Below are 11,887 nucleotides of genomic sequence, written 5' to 3'. Positions count from 1 at the left end.
TCCTGCTCTCGGCCATGACGCTGACCGCCTGTTCGGCCGCGACGGCGGAGCAGCCGCCGTCCGCCGCGGGCGGCTCCGCGGCGGACGGCGCCCCCGCGAAGGTGACCGTGGCCCCGCCGGCCGCCGGGAAGCCCGTCACCGTGACCGCGAGCGGCGGCTCGCTCGCCGAGGTCAAGGTCGTCGACGCCAAGGGCGGTGAGCTCGCGGGCCGCACCGCCTCCGGCGGCGGTTCCTGGACCTCCGACCGCAAGGCCGCGCCCGGCACCTCGTACACCGTCGTCGTCACCGCCCGGGGCCCCGGCGGCAAGGAGACGACCTCCCGCTCGGCCTTCTCCACCCCGGCCCCCGACAAGGTCAACAAGCTCACCCTCGCGCCCGGCAAGAACACCACCGTCGGCATCGCCCAGCCGCTGTCGATCGTCTTCGACCGCCCGGTGCGGAACAAGGCGGACGTGGAACGCCAGTTGAAGGTCACCACCTCCAACGGAACCGAGGGCTCCTGGGGCTGGCTCACGGACTACTCGGGCAAGGACCGCGCCGACTGGCGGCCCAAGGAGTACTGGAAGCCCGGCACCAAGGTCACCCTGGACGCGACGCTGAACGGGACGGACTCGGGCGGCGGTTGGTTCGTCCGCGACTACCGCACGGGCTTCACCGTGGACTCGACGACCCGGGTCGTGAAGGTCGACCTCGACCGCAAGAAGCTGACCGTCGTCCGCGACGGCAAGGCGGTCACGACGTTCCCGGTGTCGGGCGGCACGCCGGGCGGCGACAAGCGCTCGTGGCGGGGCACGGCCGTGCTCATGGCCAAGGAGGGCACGATCAACATGAACTCCGAGACGGTGGGCCTGGGCGACGCCTACAACAAGATGGTCAACTACTCGATGCGCCTGACCTGGTCGGGCATGTACGCGCACGCGGCGCCCTGGAACGCGGCGTACTTCGGCCGCGCCAACCACAGCTCCGGCTGCATCGGCATGAGCGACGCCAACGCGTCCTCGCTCTTCGCGACGGTCCGCCCCGGCGACCCGTTCGAGATCAAGGGCGAGGAGACCAAGGGCGAGGTCGCGGAGGGCAACGGCTACGGGGACTGGAACCTGAGCTGGGAGAAGTGGCAGGCGAAGAGCGCGCTGCGCTGACCCGGGGCGCGCCCCGCGCGAGCAGCGCTGCGGACCGGGGGCGCGTCCCCGCGAGCAGCGTCGCGCTGACCCGGAGCGCGTCCCCGCGAGCAGCGCCGCGCTCACCCCGGGCGCGCCCCGCGAGCGCCCCGGCGTTCGCCGACGGGGCGGCCGTCACGGTTCAGCCCGCGGCCGTCATCTCCCACACCAGCACCTCGGCGTCCGCCGTCGCCAGCAGCGCCAGGTCCTTCTCGCCGCGCACCCGCGCCGCGTCGCCCGGTCCCAGTTCCTCGCCCGCGAGCCGGACCGTGCCGCGCACCACGTGCGCGTAGAGCAGGTCCGCGTCCGGCAGGGCCGCCCGCTCGCCCGTCTCCAGGCGGCGCAGGTGCAGCAGCGCGCCCGCCTCCGGGAGGGCGTACGGGGTGGCGTCCGCGATGCCGCGCACCACCTCGTACGAGGGCTCGCCGCCGGGCTCGACCGGCGCCAGCCACATCTGGACGAAGACGAGGGGCCCGGCGGCGTCGTTGCGCTCGACGTGGCGGACGCCGGCCGCCGAGCTGAGCCGCTGGAGGTCCCCGCACCCCACGACCGTCGCGTGGCCCGCCGAGTCGCGGTGGGTCAGCTCGCCCTCCACCACCCACGTGACGATCTCGGTGTGGCTGTGCGGGTGCTCGTCGAAGCCCGCGCCCGGCGCGAGGCGCTCCTCGTTGCAGGCGATCAACGCGCCGAAGCGGAGGTTGTCCGGGTCGTAGTGCGACCCGAAGGAGAAGGCGTGCCGGGTGTCGATGCCGGCGCCGGCGTCCCCGCCCGGGTAGCGCTCGGCGTCGCGCTGGATGCGTATCACGCGCCCACGGTAACGGTCCGGCCCCCGCGCGGGAGCGGAACCGGGGGCTCTCACCGGAGCCACAGGCCCGCACCGCGGAAGCCGCACGCCGGCCACACCCGAACCGCACGCCGGCCACAGCCGAGCCGTGGCCCGCCGCACCGGAGCCGCATGCCGGCCGGACGGGGCCGTACGCCCACACCACCGGGCCGCCCGCCGGCCGCACCGGGCCGAAAGCCGGCCGGATCGGAGCGGTACTCCGGCCGCACCCGAGCCGTGGGCCCGCCGCGCCGGAGCCGCGCCCCCGCCACACCCGGGCCGCGTGCCCGCCGCACCAAAGCCGTGCCGGAGCCGCGTGGAGGCGTACCCTCGGCCGGTCGGAGTCATCCCGCCACCCCACCCGGACTCCGGCCCCGGCCCCGCACGCGGGCGTCCCGATAAGGCAGTCTTGTCCCCGTGTCTGAACCCGTGAACGCCGCTCACCCGCACACCGCGACCCTGAAGCGCCTCGAACAGTCCTCCGGGCGGCTCGCCGCCAACGCCATTGCCCGCATGGACGAGACGCTGCCGTGGTACCGGGCGATGCCGCCCGAGAACCGGTCGTGGATCGGCCTGGTCGCGCAGGCCGGCATCGCCGCGTTCACCGAGTGGTTCCGGCACCCGGAGACCCCGCAGGCGATCTCCACCGACGTCTTCGGCACGGCACCGCGCGAGCTGACCCGGGCGATCACGCTGCGGCAGACCGTGGAGATGGTGCGGACGACGATCGAGGTCATGGAGGCCGCGATCGAGGAGGTCGCGGCGCCCGGCGACGAGAACGTGCTGCGCGAGGCGCTGCTCGTCTACGCGCGGGAGATCGCCTTCGCGACCGCCCAGGTGTACGCGCAGGCGGCGGAGGCGCGCGGCGCCTGGGACGCGCGGCTCGAATCCCTCGTCGTGAACGCGGTGCTGTCCGGCGAGGCCGACGAGGGCGCCGTGTCGCGGGCCGCCGCGCTCGGCTGGAATTCGCCCGAGAACGTGTGCGTGGTGCTCGGCACCGCCCCCGACGGCGACTCCGAGCTGACCGTGGAGGCGATCCGCCGCGCCGCCCGGCACGCCAAGCTGCAGGTGCTGACCGGCGTCCTCGGCGACCGGCTCGTCGTCATCGCGGGCGGCAACGACAATCCGCTGGCCGTCGCCAAGTCGCTGATCGGTCCCTACGCTCCCGGCGCGGTCGTCGCCGGTCCCGTCGTACCCGACCTGCTCGCCGCCACCCGCTCCGCACAGGCCGCCGCCGCCGGACTGAAGGCGTGCACGGCGTGGCAGGACGCGCCGCGGCCGGTCCTGGCGGACGATCTCCTCCCGGAGCGCGCGATCGCCTCCGACCCTTCGGCCCGTGAGCAGCTGGTGGAGGAGATCTACAGACCGCTGGAGGAAGCGGGGTCGGCGCTGCTCGAAACGCTGAGTGTCTATCTGGAGCAGGCGAGCAGCCTGGAGGGCGCGGCGCGGATGCTCTTCGTGCACCCGAACACCGTGCGCTACCGGCTTCGACGTGTGACCGACGTCACCGGATGGTCACCCTCCGATGTCCGCTCGGCGTTCACTCTGCGGATCGCGCTGATTCTGGGGCGCTTGGCCGACGCGGAGACGCAGTCCTAGACTTTTGTCGAACACCAACAATTCCCCCGACGGTTCTTCGTCCTTGTCCCCACGGGCGTCAGGGACCGTCCCCAAGAGAGAGTGTGAGGGTGCTCGTACTCGTCGCTCCCGGCCAAGGCGCCCAGACGCCCGGCTTCCTGACTCCCTGGCTCGAACTCCCCGGTGCCGCCGACCGCGTCGCGGCCTGGTCCGACGCCATCGGGCTCGACCTTGCCCACTACGGCACGAAGGCGGACGCGGACGAGATCCGCGACACCGCCGTCGCCCAGCCGCTGCTCGTCGCGGCCGGCCTGCTGTCCGCCGCCGCCCTCGGTGACGTCGCCCCCGGCGCCGTCGCCGGTCACAGCGTCGGCGAGATCACCGCGGCCGCCTTCGCCGGCGTCCTCGACGACACCGCCGCGCTGCGTCTCGTGCGCACCCGCGGTCTGGCGATGGCCGAGGCCGCCGCCATCACGCGGACCGGCATGTCGGCGCTGCTCGGCGGTGACCCCGAGGTGACCGTCCCGCACCTGGAGAAGCTCGGCCTGACCCCGGCGAACGTGAACGGCGCCGGCCAGATCGTCGCCGCCGGCACCCTGGAGCAGCTGGCCGCCCTGGAGGCGGACAAGCCCGAGGGTGTCCGCAAGGTCGTCGCGCTGAAGGTCGCGGGTGCGTTCCACACGCACCACATGGCCCCCGCGGTCTCCAAGCTGGAGGCGGCGGCCGCCGAGCTGTCCCCGGCCGCCCCGACCACGCGGTACGTCTCCAACAAGGACGGCCGGGTCGTGACCGAGGGCGCCGAGGTCATCGCGCGTCTGGTCGGCCAGGTCGCCAACCCGGTCCGCTGGGACCTGTGCATGGAGACCTTCCTGGAGCTCGGCGTCACCGGCCTGATCGAGGTGTGCCCCGGCGGCACCCTGACCGGTCTGGCCAAGCGCGCCATGCGCGGTGTCCCCACCGTGGCGCTGAAGACCCCCGACGACCTCGACGCGGCCCGCGCGCTTGTCGCCGAGACGGCCACGGCCTGACAAGGAGTGTCGAGAAGCATGGCGAAGATCAAGCCCAGTAAGGGCCACCCCTACGCGCGCATCCTCGGTGTCGGCGGCTACCGCCCGACCCGTGTGGTGCCCAACGAGGTGATCCTGGAGAAGATCGACTCGTCCGACGAGTGGATCCGCTCCCGCTCCGGCATCGCGACCCGCCACTGGGCCTCGCCCGAGGAGACCGTCACCGCGATGTCGGTGGAGGCCGCGGGCAAGGCCATCGCCGACGCCGGGATCGACCCCGACCAGATCGGCGCGGTCGTCGTCTCCACGGTGTCGCACTTCAAGCAGACCCCGGCGGTGGCCACCGAGATCGCCGACAAGGTCGGCGCCGGGAAGCCGGCCGCCTTCGACATCTCCGCCGGCTGCGCGGGCTTCGGCTACGGCCTGACGCTCGCCAAGGGCATGATCGTCGAGGGTTCGGCCGAGTACGTCCTGGTCATCGGCGTGGAGCGGCTCAGCGACCTGACCGACCTGGAGGACCGCGCGACGGCCTTCCTGTTCGGCGACGGCGCCGGTGCCGTGGTCGTCGGCCCCTCGGACGAGCCGCACATCGGCCCCACGGTGTGGGGTTCGGAGGGCGACAAGTCCGAGACCATCAAGCAGACCGTGCCGTGGAACGAGTACCGCGTCGGCGACGTGTCCCAGCTCCCGCTCGACGAGCGCGGCGAGCTCAAGTTCCCCGCCATCACACAGGAGGGCCAGGCGGTCTTCCGCTGGGCCGTCTTCGAGATGGCGAAGGTCGCCCAGCAGGCCCTGGACGCCGCCGGCATCTCGGCGGACGACCTGGACGTCTTCATTCCGCACCAGGCCAACATGCGGATCATCGACTCGATGGTGAAGACGCTCAAGCTGCCGGAGCACGTCACGGTCGCCCGTGACGTCGAGACCACCGGCAACACCTCGGCCGCCTCGATCCCGCTCGCGATGGAGCGGCTCCTGGCGACCGGCAAGGCCAAGAGCGGCGATACGGCGCTCATCATCGGCTTCGGGGCGGGTCTCGTCTTCGCCGCGACGGTCGTTACTCTCCCCTAGGCACACCGGATCTTCCGGAACGCCGACTTTTCTCAGCACACAGAAGAAGGAGCGCCACTATGGCCGCCACCCAGGAGCAGATCCTCGAGGGTCTCGCCGAGATCGTCAACGAGATCGCCGGCATCCCGGTCGAGGACGTCCAGCTGGACAAGTCCTTCACCGACGACCTGGACGTCGACTCCCTGTCCATGGTCGAGGTCGTCGTCGCCGCCGAAGAGCGCTTCGACGTCAAGATCCCGGACGAGGACGTCAAGGGCCTCCGGACCGTCGGCGACGCGGCCGGCTACATCCTCAAGCACCAGGCCTGATTCGGCCACAGCCGGACCCGGTCCGGCTGAACCGGTTCGCCACCCGGCGGTGGCGCCGTTTTTCGACCATCACACACATGGAGAAAGAATTCCTGTGAGCTCGACCAATCGCACCGTGGTCGTCACCGGTATCGGCGCAACCACTCCGCTGGGTGGCGATTCCGCTTCCACGTGGGAAGGCCTCCTCGCGGGCCGTTCCGGCGTGAAGCCCCTGGAGGGCGAGCGCTTCGCTGAGCTGCCCGTCCGCATCGCCGCGCTCGCCGCGGTGGACCCCTCCGAGGTGCTGCCCCGGCCGCTGGCCCGCAAGCTGGACCGCTCGGCGCAGTTCGCGCTGATCGCGGCCCGCGAGGCGTGGGCCGACGCCGGTTACACCGCCCCGGCCGGCGAGGACGAGAAGATCGCGCCCGAGCGGCTCGGTTCCGTCATCGCCTCCGGCATCGGCGGTGTCACCACGCTGCTCGACCAGTACGACGTGCTGAAGGAGTCCGGCGTCCGCCGCGTCTCCCCGCACACCGTGCCGATGCTCATGCCCAACAGCCCCTCCGCCAACGTCGGCCTGGAGGTGAACGCCCGGGCGGGCGTCCACACCCCGGTCTCCGCGTGCGCGTCGGGTGCCGAGGCCATCGGCTACGCCATCGAGATGATCCGTTCCGGCCGTGCCGACGTGGTCGTCGCCGGTGGCACCGAGGCGGCGATCCACCCGCTGCCGATCGCGGCCTTCGCCAACATGATGGCGATGTCCAAGAACAACGACGAGCCCCAGAAGGCTTCGCGCCCCTACGACAAGGGCCGTGACGGCTTCATCCTGGGCGAGGGCGCGGGCGTGATCGTGCTCGAGTCCGAGGAGCACGCCAAGGCGCGCGGCGCGAAGATCTACTGCGAGGCGCTGGGCCAGGGCCTGTCGGCCGACAGCCACCACATCGCGCAGCCCGAGCCGACCGGCCGGGGCATCGCCGCCGCGCTGCAGAACCTCCTCGACGACACGGACCTCAAGCCGTCCGAGGTCGTCCACCTCAACGCCCACGCCACGTCGACCCCGCAGGGCGACGTCGCCGAGATCAAGGCACTGCGCCGGGTCCTGGGCGACGACCTGGACCACGTCGCCGTCTCCGCGACCAAGTCCATGACGGGCCACCTCCTCGGCGGCGCCGGCGGCATCGAGACCGTCGCCACCGTCCTGGCGCTGCACAACCGCGTGGCCCCGCCGACGATCAACATCGACGACCTGGACCCGGAGGTCGAGGCCGACATCGTCCGCGACGAGCCGCGCGAGCTGCCGCAGGGTTCGATCGCCGCGATCAACAACTCGTTCGGTTTCGGCGGCCACAACGTGGTGCTGGCGTTCCGCACGGTCTGATCCGACGTCGCACGCTTGATGTGAGGCCCCCTGCCGGGACGTTCCGGCAGGGGGCTTCCTCATGTCTCGGCGGGCGTCTCGGCGGATGCCGGCGGCGGCCGGCTCGCCGCTCATCGAGATGTCGTCGGCCGAGCAGCACCGCGGCGGCGCCGAGCAGTGCCCCGGACAGCAGAACGGCGGCCGTCGCGGCCGCCGGACGTCTACGCATGTCGAACCCCCCGGACCCCGGACCCGCCCCCTGCGGGTCCCGGCGGGGAATCCAGGGCACTCAGACCACCTGGTGCAGCCAGCGGACGGGGGCGCCCTCGCCCGCGTACCGGAAGGGCTCCAGTTCGTCGTCCCAGGGCTTGCCGAGCAGCTTGGCGATCTCGGCCTCAAGCACCGTCTCGCCCTGGGTGGCGCGGACCAGGGCGGCGCGCAGCCGGTCCTCGGGGACGAGGATGTCGCCGTGGATGCCGGTCACGGCGTGGAAGATGCCGAGTTCGGGGGTGGCGCTGTAGCGCTCGCCCTCGGCGTTGGAGCAGGGTTCCGCGGTGACCTCGAAGCGGAGCATCTGCCAGCCGCGCAGCGCGGAGGCGAGTTTGGAGGCGGTGCCGGTCTCGCCCTGCCAGGAGAACTCGGCTCTCCAGGTCCCGGGGGACGCCGGCTGGCGGATCCAGTCGAGCTGGACCCTCGCACCGAGGACGCCCGCGACCGCCCATTCGACGTGCGGGCACAGCGCGCGCGGTGCGGAGTGTACGTACAGGACTCCACGTGTCGTCACCGGGACCTCCAGTGTGGGGACGAGGTTCGCCATACCCAGCGGCCTCAGTAAACATCATCACGAGAAGTGGTCTTCGCAAACCCCCAAAAAGGGGACAGCATGTGACGTGATGTAATTTACCGGAGCCGATCGGCGGGTGCGCCTCTGGTTCGACGGGGGAAAAGCTACCGTGCCGCGCCCGTGTCGGGGTGACGTACGGTCGGTCGGGGGCGGGTGAGCACGAAGCTTTCACCCGCCAGGAGGCCGGACAGGACGCCGGAGGAGGGGCTCCCGAATGCGCGGGCGAAAACGTTTCAGCAGTCGTTCGAGGGCCGCTGCCGTCGTGATCACGGCGGCCCTGTCGGCAGGGTGCTCGGCCGGCGGCCCGGCGGCCGACGCCACCCGCCCGGCCGCCGCCGAGCCCAGACCGAAGCCCAGGCCGCTCTGGAACACCTCCCCCGCCTCGGTCGCCGCCGTCGGCGACTCCATCACCCGCGCCTTCGACGCCTGCACGGTCCTCGCCGACTGCCCCGAGGTGTCGTGGGCGACCGGCACGGACACGGCCGTCGACAGCCTCGCGCTGCGGCTGCTCGGCCCGGAGAAGGTCGCCGGCCGCAGCTGGAACCTGGCCAGGACCGGGGCCCGGATGGCCGAACTGCCCGGGCAGATGGCGCTGGCGGCGGAGCGGCGGCCGGAGCTGGTCACGGTCATGATGGGCGCGAACGACGCCTGCCGGGACCGGGCCGAGCTGATGACCCCGGTCGACGACTTCCGCGCCTCCTTCACGGCGGCCCTCGCCCGGCTGCGGGCCGGGGCGCCGAAGGCGCAGGTGTACGTGTCGAGCGTGCCGGACCTGAAGCGGCTGTGGGCGACCGGCCGGGTGGAGCCGATGGGCCGTCAGGTGTGGAAGCTGGGCATCTGCGCCTCGATGCTGAAGGACGCCGAGGACCTCGGCCCGGCCGCCGAGCGGCGCCGCGCACGGGTGCGCGAGCGGGTGGTGGCGTACAACCGGGTGCTCCAGGAGGTGTGCGCGAAGGACAGCCGCTGCCGCTACGACGGCGGGGCGGTCTTCGGCTTCGCCTTCGACGGGGGCCTGCTGAGCCCGTGGGACTGGTTCCATCCGAGCCGGGACGGCCAGGCGCGGCTCGCGGAGATCGCGTACCGGCAGGTCACGAGGGAGTAGGCGGCCCCGGGGCGGTGTCAGGTTCCGCCCCGGGGCCGGTCGGTGAGGAGAGGTCAGATCTCCAGGGTCGCCGTCAGGCGGGTGTCGGTGAGCGAGTGCGCGGCCCGGACCTCGTAGGCGCCGCCCACGCGGGTCCAGTCGTTCTTCTCCTCGTCCCAGATCTCGAAGGCGCGGGCCGGGAGCTCGACGGTGACCTCGACGGACTCGCCGGCGGCGGCCTCGACGCTCGCCAAGCCGGCCAGCCAGCGCGCCGGGCGCCGCGCACCGTCGGCGACCGGGGCGAGGTAGATCTGGACGACCTCGCGGCCGGTGCGCGCGCCGGTGTTGGTGAGGCGGACGGTGGCACCGTTCGGGGTGGCGACGAGCGAGTCGTACGACCAGGTGGTGTAGCCGAGGCCGTGGCCGAAGGGGTACGCGGGGACGGCGCCGGCCTTGTCCCAGGCGCGGTAGCCGATGAACACGCCCTCGGCGTAGTCGAGTCGGCCGCCGTTCGGGGTGACGTCGGTGACGGGTGCGTCGGCGAGGGCGACCGGCCAGGTGGTGGGCAGCCGGCCGCCGGGCTCCTCGGCGCCGGTGAGCACGTCGGCGAGGGCGGCGCCGCCCTCCTGGCCGGGGAACCAGCTGAGCAGGATCGCGGCGACGTCCTCGCGCCACGGCAGCTCGACCGGGGAGCCGGCGTTGACGACGACCACGGTGTTCGGGTTGACGGCGGCGACGGCCCGGACGAGGTCGTCCTGGCGTCCGGGCAGGGCGAGGTCCTTGCGGTCGAAGCCCTCGGACTCGACGCGTTCGGTGGTGGCGACGACCACGACGGCGGTGTCGGCGGCGCGGGCGGCCTCGACGGCTTCGGCGATCAGTTCGTCGGGGTCCCGGCGCGGACCGAGGTGGACGAAGGAGAACATGACGGCCGGCAGCGGGGCCGCGAACTCCTTGTCGAGGGTGTGCCGCAGGGAGACCTCGACGGATCGTCCGGCGGTGAGGGCGACCTTGCCGCGCTCGACGGGCGAGCCGAAGAACGCCTCGAAGGGGTCGGTCTCGGGGCCCATGGTCTGCACGCCGTCGAAGACCGTCCGCCCGTCGACGGTGAGCGTGAAGGCGCCGAGGCCGCGGGTGCCGAAGGCGTGCTCGCCGCTCTCGCGCGGGGTGAAGGTGCCGGTGACCTCGATGGAGGCGAGGGTGTCGTGGGTGACGCCGGCCGGCAGGTCGTCGCCTATCCACTGGACCTGGCCGTTGGGCAGGCTGCCCTCGCCGATGACCGCGCCGGAGGCGTCGCGGCAGACGGCGCGGAGGACGAAGCCCTGGTCGGCGGGGGCGAGTTCGTCGCTCGGGTCGGCGCCGATCGCGTACGAGAGGGTCCCGTCGGGCAGGGCGGCGGTGAGGCCGTCGAGCGGGGAGACGGTGTGGTCGGGGAAGACCTGCGCGGAGCCACCGCCGAGCACGCGGGCGTCGCGGGCCGCGGCCCCGGACAGGGCGACGGTGCCGGCCGCGAGCGGGAGTGCGGCGGCCCCGTTCCGTACGGCGTTCCGTACGAGGACGAAGCCGCGGCGGGCGATCTCGCGGGCCAGCGCGTCGCCGTCGATCGCGGCGGGCGGCTCGGTGACGACCGGCTCGGCGCCGTCGAGGGCGCCGACGCGGGCGGCGAGCCGGAGGACGTTGCGCACGGCGGTGTCGACGGCGCTCTCGTCGACCTCGCCGGCCCGGACGGCGGCGGCGAGCGCCTCGCCGTACACGGTCTGCGGGCCGGGCATGGCCACGTCGAGGCCGCCCTCGATGCCGGCCTTGGTGGAGCGGGCGGCCATCCAGTCGGAGACGTTGTAGCCGTCGAAGCCCCACTCGCCGCGCAGCACCTCGTTGACGAGCTCGTGGTGCTCGGTCATCGTCACGCCGTTGACCTGGTTGTAGGCGGTCATGATGCCCCACGGGTGGGCGTTCTTGACGATGGCCTCGAAGGGCGCGAGGTAGAGCTCGCGCAGCGGGCGCGGGGCGATCCGGTTGTCGACGGTGAAGCGCTCGGTCTCGGCGTCGTTGGCGACGAAGTGCTTGACGGTGGTGCCGACGCCGCCGTCCTGGACGCCCTGGACGTAGCCGGTGCCGATGGCGCCGGTGAGGTACGGGTCCTCGCTGTAGGCCTCGAAGTGGCGGCCGCCCAGCGGGCTGCGGTGCAGGTTCACGGTGGGCGCGAGGAGGACGTGGACGTGCTTGCGGCGGGCCTCCTGGGCGAGCAGCCGGCCGGCCCGGCGGGCGAGCGCCGGGTCCCAGGTCGCGGCGAGCGCGGTGGGCGACGGCAGCGCGACGGACGGGTCGTCGGCGGTCCAGCGGACGCCGCGGACGCCGATCGGGCCGTCGGACATGACCAGGGAGGCCAGGCCGATCTCGGGCAGGGCCGGCAGCGACCACATGTCCTGGCCGGCCAGCAGCCGGGCCTTGGCGTCCAGGTCGAGCTTGGCGAGGGCCGCCTCGACGGCCTGTTCGCGCACGGTGTCCGCGTTCACCACGGCAGTACCTCCTCGTTGACGTGCTGGGGTGCCGCCCATGGTGACTCGCCTACCTGTAGATCGGTAGGTGACGTTATCGCTTCGTTATCCATTGGTCTTCTGGATGACGTACGGTCCTCTCGAAGGGCAGACACGGTGACCTCCGGCAGACCGGAAGGGACCTCGG

At 72.9% G+C, this 11,887-nt stretch carries 10 protein-coding genes; 7 read left to right on the top strand and 3 right to left on the bottom strand.

The genetic code is table 11. The features are described 5' to 3' along the window. Positions 1-14 precede the first annotated feature (14 nt). The gene (locus ACFYU9_RS08875; RefSeq protein ID WP_389206731.1) at positions 15-1,139 is read left to right on the top strand and encodes an Ig-like domain-containing protein; all 1,125 of its coding nucleotides are present in this window, start codon (positions 15-17) and stop codon (positions 1,137-1,139) included. A 160-nt stretch (positions 1,140-1,299) separates the two neighbouring features. Here the strand turns inward: ACFYU9_RS08875 and ACFYU9_RS08870 are convergent, their stop codons facing one another. Further along, on the bottom strand, positions 1,300-1,962 hold the full coding sequence (locus tag ACFYU9_RS08870; protein WP_389343742.1) for a pirin family protein: 663 nt from the start codon (positions 1,960-1,962) through the stop codon (positions 1,300-1,302). 435 nt (positions 1,963-2,397) lie between these two features. Here ACFYU9_RS08870 and fasR point away from each other — a divergent pair, with 435 nt between their 5' ends. The 5 genes from fasR (at position 2,398) to fabF (ending at position 7,301) form a co-directional block, all read left to right on the top strand. Continuing rightward, entirely contained in the window at positions 2,398-3,579 is a 1,182-nt protein-coding gene (gene fasR, locus ACFYU9_RS08865) for a fatty acid biosynthesis transcriptional regulator FasR (protein ID WP_389205821.1), read from the top strand. 89 nt (positions 3,580-3,668) lie between these two features. After that, on the top strand, positions 3,669-4,586 hold the full coding sequence (locus ACFYU9_RS08860) for an ACP S-malonyltransferase (RefSeq protein ID WP_389205823.1): 918 nt from the start codon (positions 3,669-3,671) through the stop codon (positions 4,584-4,586). 18 nt (positions 4,587-4,604) lie between these two features. Continuing rightward, positions 4,605-5,636: a ketoacyl-ACP synthase III gene (locus ACFYU9_RS08855; RefSeq protein WP_389205825.1), complete on the top strand. Its 1,032-nt coding sequence runs from the start codon at positions 4,605-4,607 to the stop codon at positions 5,634-5,636. A gap of 59 nt (positions 5,637-5,695) precedes the next feature. Beyond that, positions 5,696-5,944 carry an acyl carrier protein gene (locus tag ACFYU9_RS08850; RefSeq protein ID WP_389205827.1) on the top strand — a complete coding sequence of 83 codons (249 nt, stop codon included), beginning with the start codon at positions 5,696-5,698 and terminating at the stop codon, positions 5,942-5,944. A gap of 94 nt (positions 5,945-6,038) precedes the next feature. Next, on the top strand, positions 6,039-7,301 hold the full coding sequence (fabF, locus tag ACFYU9_RS08845) for a beta-ketoacyl-ACP synthase II (protein WP_389205829.1): 1,263 nt from the start codon (positions 6,039-6,041) through the stop codon (positions 7,299-7,301). Between the two features lie 268 nt (positions 7,302-7,569). Here fabF and ACFYU9_RS08840 read toward each other — a convergent pair whose 3' ends face one another. Next, on the bottom strand, positions 7,570-8,064 hold the full coding sequence (locus ACFYU9_RS08840) for a DUF3145 domain-containing protein (protein WP_389205831.1): 495 nt from the start codon (positions 8,062-8,064) through the stop codon (positions 7,570-7,572). 274 nt (positions 8,065-8,338) lie between these two features. Between ACFYU9_RS08840 and ACFYU9_RS08835 the strand changes: the two genes are divergently transcribed. After that, positions 8,339-9,226 carry an SGNH/GDSL hydrolase family protein gene (locus ACFYU9_RS08835; protein WP_389343739.1) on the top strand — a complete coding sequence of 296 codons (888 nt, stop codon included), beginning with the start codon at positions 8,339-8,341 and terminating at the stop codon, positions 9,224-9,226. Positions 9,227-9,279: 53 nt separating this feature from the next. Here ACFYU9_RS08835 and ACFYU9_RS08830 read toward each other — a convergent pair whose 3' ends face one another. Beyond that, a complete protein-coding gene (locus tag ACFYU9_RS08830) occupies positions 9,280-11,760 on the bottom strand; it encodes a glycoside hydrolase family 3 protein (RefSeq protein WP_389343736.1) in 2,481 nt (826 codons plus the stop codon). Positions 11,761-11,887 lie beyond the last annotated feature (127 nt).

The sequence above is a fragment of the Streptomyces sp. NPDC004327 genome, from assembly GCF_042873935.1.
GTDB lineage: Bacteria > Actinomycetota > Actinomycetes > Streptomycetales > Streptomycetaceae > Streptomyces.
This window is presented reverse-complemented; position numbering and strand designations above follow the sequence as displayed.